This is a genomic window from Blautia massiliensis (ex Durand et al. 2017) (assembly GCF_051861785.1).
GTDB lineage: Bacteria > Bacillota > Clostridia > Lachnospirales > Lachnospiraceae > Blautia_A > Blautia_A luti_A.
Genome location: NZ_CP146725.1, coordinates 1,104,420 through 1,123,926, shown reverse-complemented (window position 1 = coordinate 1,123,926; position 19,507 = coordinate 1,104,420). Strand labels below are relative to the sequence as shown.

General features: G+C 46.5%; 15 protein-coding genes. All 15 read left to right on the top strand.

Features of this window, described 5'->3' with window-relative positions:
- The first annotated feature begins 37 nt into the window (after nt 1-37).
- Entirely contained in the window at nt 38-1,324 is a 1,287-nt protein-coding gene (gene tig / locus V9W66_RS05430) for a trigger factor (RefSeq protein WP_015527366.1), read from the top strand.
- 24 nt (nt 1,325-1,348) lie between these two features.
- The gene (gene clpP / locus V9W66_RS05425; RefSeq protein WP_144096280.1) at nt 1,349-1,930 is read left to right on the top strand and encodes an ATP-dependent Clp endopeptidase proteolytic subunit ClpP; all 582 of its coding nucleotides are present in this window, start codon (nt 1,349-1,351) and stop codon (nt 1,928-1,930) included.
- Between the two features lie 111 nt (nt 1,931-2,041).
- The gene (gene clpX, locus V9W66_RS05420) at nt 2,042-3,355 is read left to right on the top strand and encodes an ATP-dependent Clp protease ATP-binding subunit ClpX (RefSeq protein ID WP_022426169.1); all 1,314 of its coding nucleotides are present in this window, start codon (nt 2,042-2,044) and stop codon (nt 3,353-3,355) included.
- Between the two features lie 17 nt (nt 3,356-3,372).
- A complete protein-coding gene (lon, locus tag V9W66_RS05415) occupies nt 3,373-5,685 on the top strand; it encodes an endopeptidase La (RefSeq protein WP_144096282.1) in 2,313 nt (770 codons plus the stop codon).
- Nucleotides 5,686-5,754: 69 nt separating this feature from the next.
- Nucleotides 5,755-6,366: a ribosome biogenesis GTP-binding protein YihA/YsxC gene (yihA, locus tag V9W66_RS05410; RefSeq protein ID WP_144096284.1), complete on the top strand. Its 612-nt coding sequence runs from the start codon at nt 5,755-5,757 to the stop codon at nt 6,364-6,366.
- 14 nt (nt 6,367-6,380) lie between these two features.
- Nucleotides 6,381-7,232 carry an energy-coupling factor transporter ATPase gene (locus tag V9W66_RS05405; RefSeq protein WP_059086107.1) on the top strand — a complete coding sequence of 284 codons (852 nt, stop codon included), beginning with the start codon at nt 6,381-6,383 and terminating at the stop codon, nt 7,230-7,232.
- Nucleotides 7,217-8,104, top strand: a complete 888-nt coding sequence (locus V9W66_RS05400) for an energy-coupling factor transporter ATPase (RefSeq protein ID WP_015527360.1) — start codon at nt 7,217-7,219, stop codon at nt 8,102-8,104. Before V9W66_RS05405 ends, V9W66_RS05400 begins: the two co-directional genes overlap by 16 nt.
- The gene (locus tag V9W66_RS05395) at nt 8,101-8,904 is read left to right on the top strand and encodes an energy-coupling factor transporter transmembrane component T family protein (protein ID WP_144096286.1); all 804 of its coding nucleotides are present in this window, start codon (nt 8,101-8,103) and stop codon (nt 8,902-8,904) included. The genes V9W66_RS05400 and V9W66_RS05395 overlap by 4 nt, the downstream gene beginning before the upstream one ends.
- A 157-nt stretch (nt 8,905-9,061) precedes the next feature.
- On the top strand, nt 9,062-9,799 hold the full coding sequence (truA, locus tag V9W66_RS05390; protein ID WP_144096288.1) for a tRNA pseudouridine(38-40) synthase TruA: 738 nt from the start codon (nt 9,062-9,064) through the stop codon (nt 9,797-9,799).
- 12 nt (nt 9,800-9,811) lie between these two features.
- The gene (locus V9W66_RS05385) at nt 9,812-10,120 is read left to right on the top strand and encodes an MATE family efflux transporter (protein WP_439362995.1); all 309 of its coding nucleotides are present in this window, start codon (nt 9,812-9,814) and stop codon (nt 10,118-10,120) included.
- An 82-nt stretch (nt 10,121-10,202) separates the two neighbouring features.
- Entirely contained in the window at nt 10,203-12,614 is a 2,412-nt protein-coding gene (locus tag V9W66_RS05380; protein ID WP_144100451.1) for a glycoside hydrolase family 2 TIM barrel-domain containing protein, read from the top strand.
- A gap of 271 nt (nt 12,615-12,885) precedes the next feature.
- Nucleotides 12,886-15,915 (top strand): glycoside hydrolase family 3 C-terminal domain-containing protein, encoded by a 3,030-nt coding sequence (locus tag V9W66_RS05375; RefSeq protein ID WP_144096294.1) that lies wholly within the window; start codon nt 12,886-12,888, stop codon nt 15,913-15,915.
- Nucleotides 15,916-15,927: 12 nt separating this feature from the next.
- Nucleotides 15,928-16,347, top strand: a complete 420-nt coding sequence (locus V9W66_RS05370) for a hypothetical protein (protein ID WP_144096296.1) — start codon at nt 15,928-15,930, stop codon at nt 16,345-16,347.
- Between the two features lie 36 nt (nt 16,348-16,383).
- A complete protein-coding gene (locus tag V9W66_RS05365; RefSeq protein WP_144096298.1) occupies nt 16,384-17,835 on the top strand; it encodes a family 43 glycosylhydrolase in 1,452 nt (483 codons plus the stop codon).
- A gap of 13 nt (nt 17,836-17,848) precedes the next feature.
- A complete protein-coding gene (locus V9W66_RS05360; RefSeq protein WP_144096300.1) occupies nt 17,849-19,432 on the top strand; it encodes an MFS transporter in 1,584 nt (527 codons plus the stop codon).
- The last annotated feature ends 75 nt before the right edge of the window (nt 19,433-19,507 follow it).

Below are 19,507 nucleotides of genomic sequence, written 5' to 3'. Positions count from 1 at the left end.
GGTATTTACTCGATATGATTAAGGAGGAACAAGAAACATGAGTTTACAGGTGGAGAAAATGGAGAAAAACATGGCGAAACTTACAATCGAGGTTTCCGCCGAGGATCTTGACAAAGCAATGCAGAATGCATATCAGAAAGCAAAAGGCAGAATTTCCATTCCGGGATTCCGTAAAGGAAAAGCTCCAAGAAAAATGATCGAGCAGATGTACGGAAAGGGAGTATTCCTTGAGGACGCTGCAAACGCTCTGATCCCTGAGCATTACAGCAAAGCACTTGCTGAGTGTGATCTTGAGATCGTTTCCCAGCCTAAGATCGATGTAACACAGGTTGAGCCTGGCAAACCATTTATCTTTACAGCAGAAGTAGCTACTAAACCAGAGGTAACTCTTGGTGACTATAAAGGACTTGAGGTTCCGAAGTCTGAGACAGAGGTAACAGACGAGGAAGTTGAGGCTGAGCTTAAGAAAGAGCAGGAGAAAAACTCCAGAACCATCACAGTTGAGGACCGTGCAGCACAGAACGGCGATACAGCAACTATCGATTTCGAGGGCTTCGTAGACGGTGAGGCATTCGAGGGCGGTAAAGGCACAGACTATCCGCTGACACTTGGTTCCAACACCTTCATCCCGGGATTCGAGGAGCAGCTTGTTGGTGCTAACACAGGTGATCACGTAGAAGTTAAGGTTACATTCCCGGAGGAGTATCAGGCAAAAGAGCTGGCTGGCAAAGAAGCTGTATTCCAGTGCGATGTTAAGAAGATCGAAGCAAAAGAGCTTCCGGAGCTTGACGATGACTTCGCTAAGGATGTATCTGAGTTTGATACACTTGCCGAGTACAAGGAAGACGTTAAGAAGAACCTGACAGAGAAGAAAGCAGAAGATGCACGTCGTGCAAAAGAAGACGCAGCAGTAGATAAAGTGATCGAGAATGCACAGATGGATATTCCGGAGGCAATGATCGAGACACAGACACGTCAGATGCTTGACGATTTTGCAAGAAGAATGCAGTCCCAGGGTCTTTCCATGGAGCAGTACTTCCAGTTCACAGGCCAGAGCGTTGACAAGATGATGGAAGACATGAAGCCACAGGCGCTTAAGAGAATCCAGACAAGACTTGTTCTTGAGAAGATCGCTGAGGTAGAGAACATCCAGCCAACAGAGGAAGAGGTTAACGAAGAGATTTCCAAGATGGCAGAGATGTACAAGATGGAAGCAGACAAATTAAAAGATCTCATCGGTGAGAACGAGATGGAGCAGATGAAGAAAGATATGGCTGTTCAGAAAGCTGTTACATTAGTTGCCGATGCAGCTGTAGAGGCATAAGAAACCTCGGAAATGGAGGGCAAAATGAGTTTAGTACCTTACGTCATTGAGCAGACCAGCAGAGGAGAAAGAAGTTATGATATCTATTCAAGACTTCTTAAGGACCGAATCATTTTCCTTGGAGAAGAGGTAAACGATGTCAGTGCAAACCTGATCGTTGCGCAGCTTCTCTTCCTGGAAGCAGAAGATCCTTCCAAGGATATCCAGCTTTATATCAACAGCCCGGGTGGTTCTGTAACTGCCGGAATGGCAATTTATGATACAATGCAGTATATCAAGTGCGATGTATCTACGATCTGCCTTGGAATGGCAGCCAGCATGGGAGCTTTCCTCCTGTCCTCCGGTGCCAGAGGCAAAAGATACGCACTGCCGAATTCGACGATCATGATCCATCAGCCATCAGGCGGTGCACAGGGGCAGGCTACAGAGATCCAGATCGTAGCTGACCAGATCGCAAAAACCAAAAAGAAGCTGAACGAGATTCTTTCTGCGAATACCGGACAGCCTCTTGAGATTGTGGAAAAAGATACTGACCGTGACAACTATATGACAGCGGAAGAAGCTAAGGCATACGGCCTGATCGACGGTGTTGTGATCCACAAATAATGCGTAAGAAAAGACTCCTGTAAAGACACAGGAGTCTTATCTTGCTTTAAAAAGGAATTTTAAATGTCTGCGAGAGGCGGACATTTACGCTTAGAAAGGAAACAAAAAGATATGGCAGATAAAGTAAAAGAAGGAAAGGTAAGATGCTCCTTTTGCCATAAGACTGAAGATCAGGTACGCAAGCTGATCGCAGGTCCGGATGGAGCATATATTTGTGATGAATGTATCGGGATCTGCTCCGAGATCATGGAAGAAGAATTCAGTATGTATGATCATGAGGCAGATTATGAAACAGGGATCAACCTTCTGAAACCGGAAGAGATCCACAGTATCCTGGATGAGTATGTGATCGGACAGGATGATGCCAAGAAGGCACTTTCCGTAGCTGTTTACAATCATTACAAGAGAATTCTTGCTTCCAGAAACCTGGACGTGGAGCTGCAGAAGAGTAATATCCTGATGCTTGGTCCGACCGGTTCCGGTAAGACACTTCTTGCACAGACACTGGCAAGACTGCTGAATGTTCCTTTTGCCATCGCAGATGCCACTACTCTCACAGAGGCAGGCTATGTTGGCGAGGATGTTGAGAACATTCTTCTGAAGATCATTCAGGCAGCCGATTACGATATTGAGCGTGCCCAGTACGGAATCATCTATATTGATGAGATCGATAAGATCACAAGAAAATCCGAGAATACCTCCATCACCAGAGATGTGTCCGGTGAGGGCGTACAGCAGGCACTTCTGAAAATTCTGGAAGGAACCGTTGCAAGCGTACCTCCTCAGGGAGGAAGAAAGCATCCTCATCAGGAATTTATCCAGATCGATACTACAAACATCCTGTTCATTTGCGGTGGTGCCTTTGACGGACTGGAGAAGATCATCGAGGCAAGACAGGATACCAAATCCATTGGTTTCGGAGCGGAGGTTTCCGAGAAGGAAGACCGCAATGTGGGCGAAGTTCTGAAGGAGGTTATGCCGGAGGACTTTATTAAATTCGGTCTGATCCCGGAGTTTATCGGACGAGTTCCGGTCGTGGTAACCTTGGATTCTCTGGATGAAGAAGCACTGATCCGTATTCTGAAGGAGCCTAAGAATTCCCTCACAAAACAGTACGACAAGCTTTTTGAGCTGGATGGCGTGCAGCTTGAGTTCCAGGATGAAGCACTTGAGACAGTTGCCCGGAAATCTCTTGAGAGAAAAACAGGTGCCAGAGGACTTCGTGCCATCATGGAGCATACCCTGATGGATCTGATGTACAAGACACCATCGGACGACACCATCCGTAAGTGTATCGTTACAAAAGAGGCAGTGGAGGGAACCGGAGAGCCGGAGATCATCCACGGGGAGGCCAAGGCTCCTGCAAAAAAAGCAGGACGCAAAACATCCCGTTCGAGAAAGAAAGGCAAGCCGGAAACAGCTTGATGAAGGGAATGACATAAATGACAAATCAGGTCAATATATTGCCAATGATCGCTCTCCGTGGGACTACAGTCCTTCCGGATATGATCGTACATTTTGATGTGAGCAGGGAAAAATCTATCCGTGCCGTGGAAGCCGCCATGCTCCATGACCAGAAGATCTTTCTGCTGACACAGAAAGATCCTGAGGTGGAAATACCGGAACTTACGGATCTGTATCAGGTAGGAACCGTCGCTTATATCAAGCAGGTGGTGAAGCTTCCGCAGGATCTTTACCGGGTTCTGGTAGAGGGACTGGACAGGGCAGAGGTTCTGGGCCTGGAGCAGGAGGAACCATATCTGAAGGCGGAATGCGAGATCGTTACGGCACAGGAAGAGGATTACCCGGAACCGGTAAAGGACGCCATGCTTCGCAGCATCCGGGAGCTTTTTCAGAGATACTGCAGAGAAAGCGGAAAAGTAAGCAAGGATCTGGTAACCCAGATCATGAACATCGAAGATGTGCAGGAAACCATCGACCAGATCGCAGTAAATCTTCCGATGGCGTATCAGAACCAGCAGAAGCTTCTGGAAGCAGTGTCTTTGAATGACCGTTATGAGATCCTTGGAGCGCTTCTTGGCAGCGAGATCGAGGTGATCCATATCACTAAAGATCTTCAGCGCAAGGTGAAATCCAATATCGACAAGAATCAGAGAGAGTATATCCTCCGGGAACAGCTGAAAACCATCCGTGAGGAGCTGGGCGAGGAGAATACTGCTGATGATATCGATGAATTTAAAAAACAGCTGAAGGAGCTGGATGCATCTGATGAAGTAAAAGAGAAGATTTCCAAGGAGATCAGCCGTTTTAAAGGAATGGCAGCCAGTGCTGCAGAGGCAACGGTGCAGAGAGGCTATCTGGAAACCGTTCTTGCACTTCCGTGGAATAAGAAATCCGAGGATTCCGAGGATCTTGAGAACGCATGGAAGGTTTTGGAAGCGGGTCATTACGGACTGAAAGAGGTCAAAGAGCGTATCATGGAATTTCTTGCTGTACGTAAGCTGACCCACAAGGGAAAGAGTCCGATCCTCTGTCTGGTGGGCCCCCCGGGAACCGGAAAAACTTCCATTGCACGTTCTGTGGCAGATGCCATGAACAAGAAATACGTCCGCATCTGTCTTGGAGGTGTCCGTGATGAGGCAGAGATCCGTGGCCACAGAAAGACTTACGTCGGTGCCATGCCGGGAAGGATCACAGTCGCACTGAAGGAAGCCGGAGTCAGCAACCCGCTGATGCTTCTTGATGAGATTGACAAGACCAGCAGCGATTATAAAGGAGATACCTCCGCAGCACTTCTGGAGGTTCTGGATCCGGAGCAGAACAGTAAGTTCAATGATCACTATGTGGAGATTCCCCAGGATCTTTCCGAGGTACTGTTTATTGCCACTGCAAATGATGTTCAGGGAATCCCGAGACCTCTTCTTGACCGTATGGAGCTGATGGAAATCCCGGGATATACGGAAAATGAGAAGGAACATATCGCAAGGGAACATCTGATCCCGAAGCAGATGGAGATCAACGGTATTCCGGAAGGCAAGCTGGTGATCCAGCCGGCAGCTCTTGGCAAGCTGATCAACAACTATACCAGGGAAGCAGGAGTCCGTTCTCTGGAGAGAAGCATCGGACGTATCTGCAGAAAAACTGCACGTGCTATCATGGAAGAGGGTAAGGATAAGGTAGTTGTCACATCCAGAAATATTTCCAGATTCCTTGGCAAAGAACGATATAACTATCTGATGGCCAATGAGAAGGATGAGATCGGGATCGCCCGCGGTCTTGCATGGACACAGGTAGGCGGTGATACCCTGCAGATCGAGGTTAATATCATGCCCGGAAAAGGCGAGCTGCTTCTCACCGGACAGCTTGGAGATGTGATGAAGGAATCTGCACAGGCAGGTATCAGCTATATCCGTTCGGTTTCTGACCAATATGAGATCGATCCGGAATTTTTACAGAAGCATGATATGCATGTACATATCCCGGAGGGTGCCGTTCCGAAGGATGGCCCATCCGCAGGTATTACAATGGCAACTGCCATGCTGTCTGCAATTATCGAAAAACCGGTACGTGCGGATCTTGCCATGACCGGTGAGATCACCTTAAGAGGCCGTGTGCTTCCGATCGGCGGACTGAAAGAGAAGCTGCTTGCAGCTAAATATGCCAGAATCAAGGAAGTCCTTGTTCCGGAAAAAAATCGTCCGGATATCGAGGAGATGGACAGAGAGATCATCCAGGGACTGGATATCCGGTTTGTGGATAACATGAAAGAAGTTCTCGGTGAAGCTCTTGCATAAACAAAAAGCAGAAAAACCCTGCCCTGACCTTCAGGTCAGGGCTTTTAAAAGAAAAGGGAGGAATAACGAATGGTAATCAAAAACGTATCGCTGGATATCGTCTGCGGCATCACAAGCAAGATCCCGGACACAGGAAGGCCGGAGGTAGCTTTTGCGGGAAAATCAAATGTAGGGAAATCCTCCCTGATCAATGGTCTGATGAACCGCAAGGCCCTGGCAAGAACCAGCGCACAGCCGGGAAAAACACAGACGATCAATTTTTATAATATTAATGAAGCAATGTATCTCGTAGACCTGCCGGGCTACGGCTACGCCAGGGTTTCTGCGGCAGAGAAGGAAAAATGGGGAAAAATGATCGAGGCCTATCTTCATAATTCCAAAGAGCTCCGTGCGGTTTTTCTCCTGGTGGATATCCGCCACAAGCCTTCCGCCAATGACAAGCAGATGTATGACTGGATCTGTCACAACGGATATGAGCCGGTGATCATCGCGACCAAGCTTGACAAGCTGAAACGCAGCCAGGTGGCAAAAAGCCTGAAGGAGATCCGCATCGGACTGGGCCTTTCGAAAGAGGGAAAGATCCTTCCGTTTTCTGCGGAGACGAAGCAGGGAAGAGACGAGATATGGGCACTGATCGATGAGTTGACCGGCCTTGGTGAACCGGCAGCTACAGAGGATTAAGGAGAGCAGAAAAGATGGGAATTATCAAGGCGCTTAAGCTGGGATTTGACTATCAGAGATACGATGATGACGGCAATGTGGTAGACATGCAGCGTGCAGTCAATGATGTGGACCTGGACATTAAAGCAGGAGAATTTGTGGCAGTTCTGGGACATAACGGATCCGGAAAATCCACACTGGCGAAGCATATGAATGCGCTTCTGATCCCAACAGAGGGAACGATGCTGGTGGACGGGATCGATACCGCCAGAGAGACCAAACTCTGGAAGGTACGCCAGAAGGCCGGAATGGTATTTCAGAATCCGGATAACCAGATCATAGGAACCGTTGTGGAAGAGGATGTAGGCTTTGGTCCGGAAAATATGGGAGTTCCTACAGATGATATCTGGAAACGGGTGAATGACAGCCTGGAAAAAGTCGGTATGACAGCCTATCGTTATCAGTCCCCAAACAAGCTTTCCGGAGGGCAGAAGCAGAGAGTGGCTATTGCAGGCGTGATGGCCATGCGCCCGCGGTGCATCATTCTGGATGAGCCTACCGCCATGCTGGATCCTAACGGAAGAAAGGAAGTCCTGGAGGCAGTGCGGGAGCTGAACCGTAAGGAAAAGGTAACAGTCATTCTGATCACCCATTACATGGAGGAAGTGATCCATGCTGACCGTGTTTATGTCATGGACAGCGGAAATGTTGTGATGCAGGGAAATCCCAAAGAGATCTTTTCCCAGGTGGATACCCTTAAGGCGTATGGACTGGATGTACCACAGGTAACACTTCTTGCATATGAACTGAAGAAATCCGGCGTGGATGTTCCGGATGGAATACTGACTACAGAGGAGCTGGTAAGCGCATTATGTCAATCGAATTAAAAAATGTAACCTATACCTACAGCCCCGGGACAGCCTATGAGAGCCATGCGCTGAAGGATGTCAGCCTTGTGATCCCGGACGGCCAGTTTATCGGGATCATCGGACACACAGGAAGCGGAAAATCCACGCTGATCCAGCATCTGAATGCGCTGGTACAGCCAACATCCGGCCAGGTTCTGTATAACGGAGAAGATGTGTGGGCTGAGAAATATGACCGGAAACAGCTCCGCAGCGAGGTTGGTCTGGTGTTCCAGTACCCGGAGCATCAGCTGTTTGAAAATGATGTGATCTCGGATGTATGCTTCGGACCTATGAATCAGGGACTTTCCAGGGAAGAAGCAGAGAAAGAAGCGAAGCAGGCTCTGACTCAGGTTGGAGTAAAAGAGTCCAATTTCAAGAAATCACCCTTTGAGCTTTCCGGAGGCCAGAAAAAAAGGGTAGCTATTGCAGGGGTTCTTGCCATGAACCCGAAGATCCTGATCCTGGACGAGCCCACAGCAGGGCTTGACCCGAAGGGCAGGGATGATATCCTGGATCAGATCGCAGAGCTTCATAAGGTGCGAGGGATAACCATTGTTCTGGTTTCCCACAGCATGGAGGATATTGCGAAATACGTGGAGCGCCTCATTGTTATGAATCACGGAGAAGCTGTATTTGATGATGAGCCGAAGAAGGTTTTTTCCCATTATAAGGAACTGGAAACCATGGGACTTGCCGCACCGCAGATCACTTATATCATGCATGCGCTGAAGGAACATGGGCTGCATGTGGATGCAGATGCCACAACGGTGGAGGAAGCCAGAGACAGTATCCTTGCCGCACTTGCGCAGGCAAACTCTCCATTACTGAACAAAGGAGGGGCGGAAAAATGATCAGAGATATTACCATTGGCCAGTATTATCCGGCCAAATCCGTTCTTCACAGACTGGACCCACGGACCAAATTTCTGGGAACTCTGGGATTTCTGATCTCTGTGTTCCTGTTCCATACATTTCTCGGATATGCGGTGGCAACAGCATTTCTGGTAGCCATGATCGCAATATCCAAGGTTCCGGTGAAATTCATGTTCAAGGGTCTGAAAGCCATCGTTATGATCCTTCTGATCACGGTTGTGTTCAATATCATCCTGACGCCTGGCGAAGTGCTGTGGCGTTTCGGGATCATCAAGGTCACAAGGGAAGGTCTTGTTCTTGCAGGAAGAATGGCAATCCGTCTTGTTTACCTTGTGATCGGATCTTCCATCATGACATTGACTACCACGCCGAATCAGCTGACAGATGGTCTGGAGAGACTGCTCCGTCCGCTGAACAAGATCCGGGTGCCGGTACATGAGATCGCCATGATGATGTCCATTGCCCTTCGCTTTATCCCGATCCTTCTGGAGGAGACGGATAAAATCATGAAGGCACAGATCGCCAGAGGGGCAGATTTCGAAAACGGAAACCTGATCCAGAAGGCGAAAAATATGGTACCCATTCTTGTGCCGCTGTTTATTTCGGCGTTCCGCCGCGCCAATGATCTGGCAATGGCCATGGAAGCAAGGTGTTACCATGGTGGAGAGCACAGAACCCAGATGAAGCCGCTGCATTATGAAAAAAGAGATTATGCGGCCTATGGAATCCTTGTGGCATATCTTGCGGTGGGTGTTGCATTCCGTATGGCGGGACTGTAGCCAAATCCTGCCGGTACTCAGATATGGAACGGTCCGAAGCGCTGCATTTTGCACAGCGGAACTGTAACCGGATCAGGCAGGCATTTTGCAGGACGGTATGTCTGTTTTGGGATAGAAAGTACTGCAGGGATGTCTGTATCAGGAGGGAATATATTTTATGAAACGAGTAGGACTTGTTGTAGCTTATGATGGAACCAAGTACTCAGGCTGGCAGACACAGCCAAATGGAATCACCATTCAGGGCGTTTTAAACGATACCTTAAGTGAGCTGCTTGGGGAAAAGATCGAGACCATCGGTGCCAGCCGTACAGATGCAGGAGTGCACGCTCTTGGAAATGTGGCGGTGTTTGATACCGAATCCAGGATCCCCGGGGAAAAATTTTCCTATGCACTGAACCAGAGACTTCCGGAGGATATCCGTATCCAGCTTTCTGAGGAGGTGGAGCCGGATTTTCATCCCCGTTACTGTGACAGTGAAAAAACATATGAATATCGTATCCTGAACCGGAAGTTTCCGGTGCCAACGGAGCGTTTGTACTCTTATTTTTACCATTATAAACTGGATGTGGATAAGATGAAGGAAGCAACATCTTATCTGATCGGACGCCATGATTTTGCCAGCTTCTGCGGCTCCGGTGCACAGGTGAAGACCACCATCCGTACCGTGACCTCCATGGACGTGTGGAGAGATGGTGACATGGTGACCATCCGCATTTCAGGAACAGGTTTCCTTTACAATATGGTGCGTATCATTTCCGGAACCCTGATCGAGATCGGAAACGGTCAGTATCCGCCGGAATGCATGGATAAGATCCTGAAAGCCTGTGACCGCGGGGCAGCAGGCCCCACAGCTCCGGCTCAGGGGTTGACGCTGATGGGAATCGAGTTTTTCTGAAAAGGTACGAAAATTATCTTTATCCTCAATGGTGGCTGTAATGGAATGTCCATTATTTTTGCAGAACTTTACGGGCAGAAAAATTATGAAAAACTTCGAAAAGAAAGCTTCCTTTCGCTGAGTGCGGGAGGAAGCTTTACCATTGTTCTGAGTATTGTAAGCCTTCTGGTCCTGTATCCGGTGATGGGGCTGATTCATACACCGCCGGAGGCAGAGCCTTATGTTGTAGCTTATATAATTCATAACAAAACCCTTCTCTCCGTGAACGGTCAGGTTTTGACCGCCAACTGTGTTTGCATTTTCAGGGTGCAGCAGTTATAGTTTATTACAGAGAGAACGCAGCCGGACAACACAGAAAAATGTGCTGCCCGGCTTTTTTACTGTATGAGAAAAGGGATAAACGATGGAAAAAAGAGATTTTAATGAAAACTGGACCTGCAGATGCCTTACAAGGGAAGAGCCGGAGAAAAAAGTAACTCTTCCGCATGATGCCATGCGCAGTGAACTGCGCAGTGAGGAAAGCCATGGCGAGGGAAATATCGGCTGGTATATTGGCGGCGATTATGAATACACAAAGAACTTTTTTGTCCCGGCAGAAGATGTGGATAAAAAGGCAGTTCTGGAGTTTGAAGGTGTATATCATAATGCGGAAATTTATATTAATGAAAAAAAAGCGGCGTTCCGTCCATATGGATACACGGACTTTTATGTGGAACTGAATGAATTTCTGCAATACGGAGCGGAGAACACCATCCGTGTGATCGCCAGAAATGCGGATCAGCCAAACAGCCGGTGGTATTCCGGAACAGGAATCTACCGTCCGGTAAACCTTTATCTTGGAGAAAAGGAGCATATTCCGGTGAATGGCATACGCATTCAGACTGTCAGTCTGGAGCCGGCACAGATTCAGGTGGAGGTGAAAACATCAATTCCGGGAACTGTGAAAGTTCAGATCCTGGATGGAGAACAGATTGTAGTTTCCGGGGAAAAAACATCGGAAAAGAGAATATCTTCCAAAAGTAATATTCAAGAGCAGAAGGCAGTATTTCTTCTGGGAATCCCGGATGCGAAGCTCTGGAGTCCGGATTCGCCTCATCTGTATATACTAAATGCAACATTTGGAAACGATCAGGTAACAGAGCATTTTGGTGTGCGCACCCTTCACTGGAATGAGCAGGAGGGAATGACCATAAACGGAAAAAGAGAGATCTTACGCGGAGCCTGTGTTCATCATGATAACGGACTTCTCGGAGCCTGTGCGTTTCCGGAAGCAGAAGAGAGAAAAGTACGCATTCTGAAGCAAAATGGATATAATGCAATCCGTTCTTCCCATTATCCATGCTCTAAAGCACTTCTGGATGCCTGTGACCGTCAGGGAATGCTGATGATGGATGAGTATGTGGATGTCTGGTATATTCACAAGACAAAGTACGATTATGCAACAGATCTGAAGGATTGGTGGAAGCAGGATCTTAAGGATATGGTGGAAAAAGATTTCAATCATCCGTCAGTGATCATGTATTCCACAGGAAACGAGGTTGCCGAGACTGCACAGAAAAAAGGAATCGTTTTTACCAGATGTATGACAGAATATCTCCACAGACTGGATGGCACAAGACCGGTTACCTGTGGGATCAATATTTTCTTTAATTTCTTAAGCTCCATCGGTCTTGGTGTATACAGCGATGATAAAGCAGAAAAAACTGCAGAAAACGCGGTAAAAGAAGCTTCAAAAAAGAAAAAGCCGGTAGGAAGTGAATTCTATAACACACTGGCTTGTCTTGCAGGAGATTATTTTATGAAAATAGGAGCTACCCTTCCTCCATGTGACTGGAAGACAAAGGATGCCTATGCTGCTATGGATATTGCGGGATATAATTACGGGATCTTCCGCTATAAACATGATCTAAAGAAATATTCGAAGCGACTGATCCTGGGAAGTGAAACGTTCTGCAAGGATGCTTATGATTTCTGGGAGATCGCAAAAAATAACAACCGGATCATCGGAGATTTCGTATGGGCCGGATGGGATTATATTGGCGAAACCGGAGATGGTGCAGCAGAGTACAGGGATTATAAAGGTGTGGAACCGTATACCAGAATGACAGGAAACAACGGCCGTATTGATCTTCTCGGAAAACCAAGAGCCGGAGCTGCTTATACAAGAGTTGCTTTTGAACAGGCGAAGGGGCCTTTTATTGCAGTAAAACCGGTATATCAGAAGGAAAAACTCCAGCTTACAGGATGGGCACTTACGAAAGCAGTAGAAAGCTGGTCCTGGCGGGGCTGTGACGGTGAGAACACAGAAGCGGAAGTTTTTGCCCGGGCAGCAGAAGTGGAGATCCGGATCAACGGAAAAACCGCAGGCCGGAAAAAAGTAAAAAAATGCAGGACAAAATTTAATGTGACTTATCATGACGGTGAGATCACCGCGATTTCCTATGGTGAAGATGGACATGAGCTGGGTCGGCAGACATTGAAAACAGCAGAGAATGACACAATTCTGTCTATACGTCCGGAAACGAAAACAGCAAAGCCAGGCGAGCTTGTTTTTATCCCGCTGCAGTATACGGACAGTCAGGGGAACTGGAAACCCATGGAAAAGCATGAGATTAAGATTTCTGTAGAAAACGGAATTTTAGAAGGTCTTGGCAGTGCCTGTGCCTATGTGGAAGGAAATTATGCACAGGATACCACGAAGACATATTACGGGGAGGCGATGGCTGTGATCCGTGTGGGGAAAAACGGCAACACCATGCTCCGTGTTGAGGATGAGAAGAATACATACAGCTACTCCGTCCCGATACAGAAATAAAGAGCGCGGACAGACAGCTCGCAGGATGAATTGCATTCATAAAAATCTGCAATACGGGTCAGTGTAGAATAAGAATTTTTTACGATTGTGAAAAATGCATAAAAATCATACAAAAAATATGTACAATATAAATAATGTATAGTAAAAATATACAAAATTAAATTCCGATTACGTTCAAAAAATTACCATTGGCGGTAAAAATGCAAAAGAATAAAAATTCAATGCTATACTCCATACAACTGATAAACAGAACTTCGGGAGGAAAGAGAAGATGAAGAACAAACGATCCACAAGGGCTCTGCGTGGTCTCACAGGCCTCACATCCTCGCTTCTGGTGGTGGCACTTGGAACAACGACTATTGCCAATGCGTGGGCATCAAAAATCAATGAATATGTGGGAACGACCAACATTTCCGTTTCCGCTGAGACCAGCGACAGTGATGATGCCTATTATTACAAGTCAGATTATGACAACACAGCAGAGTTTGTCAATGCCAGAAATGATGTTATGACAAAGATCCAGGAAGAGGGAACGGTGCTTCTGAAAAATGACAACCAGGCACTTCCTCTTAAAAAATCCCCAAAGGTAACTCTTTTCGGAATGACAAGCTATGCGCCGGTATATGGCGGAACAGTAGGAAGCAGTTCACCTGCAAAACAGGATCTGAGTTTTAAGGACTGTTTTGAAAATGCGGGGATTCAGGTAAATCCTACCATGTGGAGCTTCTATGAGAAGATGAGCAAGGATTACAAGCGTATGGCACTTGCACCGACATGGTTCGGCTTTACAGGTGCAGAGATGGAAGCACAGACCATCCGTACAGGTGAGGTTCCTGTTGAGAAATACACAGATACAGAACGTGAGAGCTACAGTGATTATAATGATGCAGCAGTTGTTGTAATCGGACGTCAGGGCAGTGAGGCAGATGATTTCGGAACCAGTACAGACAATGTGCAGGATGGTGACGGAACACATCTGGCACTTGGGCTTCAGGATGTAGAGCGTGACATGATCAATGAAGCAAAGAAGAATTTTGACAAGGTCATCGTTCTTATCAACTCCGACAATCCAATGGAAATCGAGGAACTGAAAGAGGACAAAGATATTGACAGTATCCTCTGGATCGGTGAGCCGGGAACTGTAGGACTTCAGGGTGTTGCATCCGTTCTTACAGGTGAGGTAAGTCCTTCCGGACACCTGCCGGATACTTATGCAGTAAGTTCTGTTTCATCTCCGGCTATGGCGAACTTCGGAAACTATACTTTCGCAAACGCTACAGATGATAATTTCGGAGCATCTAATTACAGTGGTTCCAATTATCTGGTAGCGAGCGAAGGTATTTACACAGGATATAAATACTATGAGACAAGATACGAGGATACTGTCCTGAAGCAGGGAAATGCAGACAGTTCAGCAGGAGCGTCTAATGACAATGGTACCTGGAACTATGACGATGAGGTTTCCTATGGATTCGGCTACGGACTTTCCTACACAACATTTGAACAGAATATCAAAAATTTCGACTACGAGGGCGATTCCGTAACAGTTTCCGTTGAGGTAAAAAATACAGGAGATGTGGCAGGCAAAGACGTTGTACAGCTTTATGTACAGACTCCTTACACAGATTATGACAAAGAAAACAATGTGGAGAAAGCTTCCGTTCAGCTGGTAGGTTTTGAAAAAACAAAAGAGCTGAAGCCGGGCGAGTCTGAGACTGTGGAAGTTACAGCTCCGAAAGAATACTTTGCAAGTTATGATTATACAACAGCAAAGACCTATATTATGGATGCCGGTGATTATTATTTTGCAGTTGGAAACGGTGCACATGATGCACTGAACAATATCCTTGCTGCAAAAGGCTATACAACAGAAGACGGCATGGATGCAGATGGAAATAAAGAACTGGCAGTGTCCTATAAAGAGGATAGTATTGATACAACTACTTATGCAATGTCTTCTGCAACAGGAAATGAGATCACCAACCAGTTTGATGAGGCAGATCTTAATAATTTCCAGGAGGGAACAGTTACCTATCTTTCCAGAAATGACTGGGAGGCAACCTGGCCGAAAACTTATGACAGTGTTGAGGCTACTGAAGATATGCAGAAGCTGATCAAAGGAGATACCTATACTGTTTCCAAGGATGATGACACATCTGAGGTGAAATGGGGACAGGACGGAGATCTTCATATTATCGATCTGAAAGGTCTTGACTATGACGATGAAAAATGGGATCAGCTGCTCAGCCAGATCAGCCTGAACGAGGCATGCAACTTTATCCAGCTTGGAGGCTCCGGTATTGAGCCGATCGCTTCCATTGATCTGGTAGGTGGATGCGATGCAGACGGACCGAACGGAATCCTGGACGCATTTGGCGGAAAAACACTTTCTACATACTGGAAATCAAGCGAGTCTGAGGATCCGTGTTATGTTTCATCCAAGGATGAGAACGCATCCTATGAGTGTGGAACATTCCCGACAGAGCCTACACTTGCAGCAACTTTTAACAAAGATCTTGCAGCAGAGCAGGGAGATATTTTTGCAGAGGATTCCCTGTGGAGCAATATCACAACCATTTATGCACCGGGACTGAACCTGCACCGCACACCGTACTGCGGAAGAAATCAGGAGTATTTTTCCGAGGACAGTGTTCTTACAGGACAACTTGGAGCTGCCGAGATCCTGAAAGCGCAGGAAAAAGGCTGTATCCTTGCACCGAAGCATTTTGCATTTAACAACCAGGAAGTAAACAGAAGCGGTGTTGCTACATTCGGAAATGAGCAGGCACTTCGTGAAAACGAGCTCCGTGGCTTCCAGATTAGCTTTGTAAAAGGACAGGCTCAGGGTCTTATGAACGCATACAACCGTATCGGCTGTACATGGGTTGGAATGAGCGAAGGCCTGAGTACAGAAGTTGTAAGAAATGAATGGGGATTCAAAGGCTGGGAGAATACAGATATGCTTTCCTCTGAGGATTATCAGAGATGGGAAGAGGGACTTCTGGCAGGAACAGATCTTCTTCTTAATACAAGTCTGGATTCCTACAGTGATCTGAATGCCAGGACTGTGAAGAATGATCTTGCCATCCAGAACCGGATCAAAGAATCTCTTCATTATACACTTTATGCGTATGTAAACAGTAACCTTATGAATGGTGTAACAGACAGCACAAGCGTAGATTATGTACTTACTGTATGGCAGAAAGGCCTGATCGGTGTGGATGTACTCTTCGGTGTACTGACAGTTCTGTGCCTGGCACTTTACATCCGTAAGGTACGTAAGATCAGAAAAGAGCAGTAGGAGGAAGAACTGATGAGTATCAAAGAATTTTTTGGAAAAGCAGCAGCCGGCATTTATGTATCAGGACTTTCTGTGATCGCCCTTGTGGTTGCACTGATCGGATACATTATGTATGGCACTGAAAAAAATAATCTGGAAGCTGTAATTGTTGTATTTACCGTGATTGCTGTTGTGGCAGGACTTATGGAGATGATTCTGACACTGGCAAAAGGATACCGCCCGATGTGGGATAACATGACGATCATCTATGCGATTCTGGAAGCTGTTGCGACCGCTGTTTTTGCAAAAAACGCAGCATCTTATATCCAGAGCGTCAGCGTTGGCCTTGCAAAACTGACAGTTTCCTTTGAGGTGGCCGTTGTAGCTTATGTACTGGCACTTGTGATCGCTATTATCTCCGGCTTCCTTAACAGAAGAAAAACTGAAGCGTAAAGAAACAGAATCGTATTGTTATATGGAGGAATTTTAATGAAAACAAAACAGGCATTTAACCCGTATCTGCCAAGCTACGAATATATACCGGATGCGGAACCGCATATCGTAGATGGAAGGATTTATATTTACGGTTCCCATGACCTGTTTAACGGACTAAATTTCTGCCTGGGAGATTACGTCTGCTGGTCAGCTCCGGTGGACGACCTGGGCAACTGGAAATACGAAGGATGTATCTATAAAAGAGAACAGGATCCTGCGGCACCGCGGATCCGTCTGACCAATGGCCTCGCTGCACCTGATATGGTGCAGGGGCCTGATGGTCGTTTTTACCTTTATTATTTTATGGGCGGAACCAAGATGATTTCTGTTGCAGTCTGTGACAAACCGGCAGGGCATTATGAGTTCTACGGTTATGTGCATTACAAGGACAATACTCCTATCGGAAAAAAAGGAGAACCCTTCCAGTTTGATCCGGCAATCTTTATGGACGATGACGGAAAGCTGTATCTTTATACCGGTTTTGCACTGCAGGGGAACCCGATCCTTCTGGATGGTTCCAAACCTACAGAACACGGACCGATGTGCTTTGAACTGGATCCGTCAGATATGCTCACTGTAAAAAAAGGTCCTGGCTACATTGGAGTGGCAGGAGAGAAGGAATCCAAAGGAACTCCATATGAAGGACACGCATTTCTTGAAGCGAGCTCCATGCGTAAATTTAACGGAACCTACTATTTTATTTACAGTTCCCTGAACAGCCATGAGCTCTGCTATGCAGTCAGCGACTACCCGACCGGCGGTTTTCAGTACGGAGGAATTCTGGTCAGCAACGGTGATATCGGACTTCCGGGGGTAAATGATGTAAACCATGCGAAAAACTCCACAGGCAATACCCATGGAAGCCTGATCGAGATCAATGGAAAATATTACATTTTTTATCACAGACACAGCAATCGTAAGCAGTCTTCCAGACAGGCCTGTGCAGAGGAGATCCAGTTTAAGAATGGAAAATTCTATCAGGCAGAGATGACTTCCTGCGGCTTAAACAGAAGCCCGTTAAATGGGATTGGACATTATCCTTCCTATATTGCCTGCAATGTATATGGAAAAAAAGGCACCCGTTTCTTAAGCATGCTTAAGCATCCGAAGGCTGGTCATCCCTATCTTACTCAGAAGGGCGGAGACAGGGAATCCGGTGAGGATCAGTATGTGGCACATATGTGTGATGGAGCAGTTGCGGGATATAAATATTTTGATCTGTCTGAAACAAAGGAAATTTGTATCAATATCTGCGGAAATGCCAGCGGAACCGTTTATATAAGAAACAGGGAAAATGAGAAGCCGGTAGCAGAAATCCCGGTGAAGGCATCCGGAAAGCGGAAAGGTTTTTCCACGAAGCTTGCCGGACTTGGAAAAAAAGAAGCCCTGTTTTTCTGCTATGAAGGAAAAGGCTTCTTTGATTTCCACTCATTTGATCTGAAATAGGAGGAAATATCTTATGAAAATCACAAAAATTGTGGAAAGCCCGGTTTTTCGCACGAAAATAAAATCAGACGATGTAAAGATACCGGAGATGCTCATCGGATATTTTCTGGCACCGTTCTGTGCCATGCTTGCAAACTCTATTTTTGGTGCATATCTGAATCGTTATTATGTGGATATTCTTGGCTGGACGAAATTCGGCGTGTTTGCGACCATGCTGCCGGTGGTATCCGTGATCTTCGTTGTACTTGGAAATCTTCTTATCGGAAGATGGATCGATAACACAAGAACTTCTCAGGGAAAAGCAAGACCGTACATGCTGTTGTCTGCATCGATGGTAGTAGTTGCAGTGATCCTTTTGTTTATGACTCCCACCAACCAGAGCGGGGCAGTTCAGATGATCTGGATTGCAGTGTCCTATAACCTGTACTATGCCCTTGCATATCCATGCTTTTACACGGCACACAGTTCCATGGTCGCATTGTCTACCAGAGATTCTTCCCAGAGAGGCATGCTTGCAACTTTTTCTAATGCGGCTATGGTAGCTTCCGCAGGAATCGGGGCCAGCATTGTTGTGCCAGTTCTTCTGCAGAGCTATCTTTTTGTATCGGAGAATGGTGAGATCGATGTTGCTGCAAGCTATGCACACTGGAGGATCATTTCCATTGTACTGTGCCTGTTCTGTTTCTTCGGCATTCTTCTGGAGTATTATTTTACAAGAGAGCGTATCACAGAGGAAAATATCAACCTGAATATAAAGGAAGAAAAAATTCCGTTAAAGAAACAGGTGCAGGGATGTATTCGCAACAAATACTGGTGGATCATTATTCTCTATTTTCTGCTATTCCAGATGGGACAGCTGGTAAAAAACAGTTCTATGAGTTTCTATGCCAGATGGATGTTTGATAGCGTGATCAATTCTGTCAATCCGGAACAGACTTCAGGAACTATGATGTCAACTCTTGGTCTGATCGGAGGAATCCCTACTGCGGTTGGAATGTTTGTGGCATGGCCTATCGCCAACAAGCTTGGGAAAAAACGTGCAGTTGTGCTGGGACTTTGCTTTTCTGTTGTCGGGGGCCTGGTATGTTTTATTGATGTGCACAGCTTTGTTCTGGTGTGTGTTGGTATGGTCCTGAAGGGCATTGGAAGTATCCCGGCCATGTACGTGACTATGGCACTTCTTTCAGATGTGTTGGATCATCTGGAGGCAAAAAACGGTTTCCGAAGCGATGGTTTTACTATGTCTGTTTATGGATCGATCATGGTAGGCCTTACCGGAATCTGCACAGGAATCATCAACGGACTTCTTACATTTGCAGGATATACCAATACCGGTGTTGCCTGTGACCCGTCCACACTTAACATTATCAATAATGTGGCAGATTATACCGGGCAGGTGGTATACCGTCAGATGGGCGGGGTAGAGAATGTACTTGCTTTTGCATTCCTTGGAATGGAAGTGATCACTTTTGCCATCATTGTGTTTATGATGAGCCGACTGGATGTGGAGAAGCATATCGAGGAAGATCACAGGATTATCAAAGAGAATCAGAAAGCAGCAGTACTTGCAACAGGCGGAACCTGGGAAGAAAAGTAAAGATTGCGTAGAATATGACGGATTTTTCTGTTGTTTCAGAGCTGCTTTCTTGGTATACTGAACTCATGTGAAAAG

Coding starts and splice junctions, on each gene's coding strand:
- tig (WP_015527366.1), top strand. CDS start 38: ATGAGTTTACAGGTGGAGAAAATGGAGAAAAACATGGCGAAACTTACA.
- clpP (WP_144096280.1), top strand. CDS start 1,349: ATGAGTTTAGTACCTTACGTCATTGAGCAGACCAGCAGAGGAGAAAGA.
- clpX (WP_022426169.1), top strand. CDS start 2,042: ATGGCAGATAAAGTAAAAGAAGGAAAGGTAAGATGCTCCTTTTGCCAT.
- lon (WP_144096282.1), top strand. CDS start 3,373: ATGACAAATCAGGTCAATATATTGCCAATGATCGCTCTCCGTGGGACT.
- yihA (WP_144096284.1), top strand. CDS start 5,755: ATGGTAATCAAAAACGTATCGCTGGATATCGTCTGCGGCATCACAAGC.
- V9W66_RS05405 (WP_059086107.1), top strand. CDS start 6,381: ATGGGAATTATCAAGGCGCTTAAGCTGGGATTTGACTATCAGAGATAC.
- V9W66_RS05400 (WP_015527360.1), top strand. CDS start 7,217: ATGTCAATCGAATTAAAAAATGTAACCTATACCTACAGCCCCGGGACA.
- V9W66_RS05395 (WP_144096286.1), top strand. CDS start 8,101: ATGATCAGAGATATTACCATTGGCCAGTATTATCCGGCCAAATCCGTT.
- truA (WP_144096288.1), top strand. CDS start 9,062: ATGAAACGAGTAGGACTTGTTGTAGCTTATGATGGAACCAAGTACTCA.
- V9W66_RS05380 (WP_144100451.1), top strand. CDS start 10,203: ATGGAAAAAAGAGATTTTAATGAAAACTGGACCTGCAGATGCCTTACA.
- V9W66_RS05375 (WP_144096294.1), top strand. CDS start 12,886: ATGAAGAACAAACGATCCACAAGGGCTCTGCGTGGTCTCACAGGCCTC.
- V9W66_RS05370 (WP_144096296.1), top strand. CDS start 15,928: ATGAGTATCAAAGAATTTTTTGGAAAAGCAGCAGCCGGCATTTATGTA.
- V9W66_RS05365 (WP_144096298.1), top strand. CDS start 16,384: ATGAAAACAAAACAGGCATTTAACCCGTATCTGCCAAGCTACGAATAT.
- V9W66_RS05360 (WP_144096300.1), top strand. CDS start 17,849: ATGAAAATCACAAAAATTGTGGAAAGCCCGGTTTTTCGCACGAAAATA.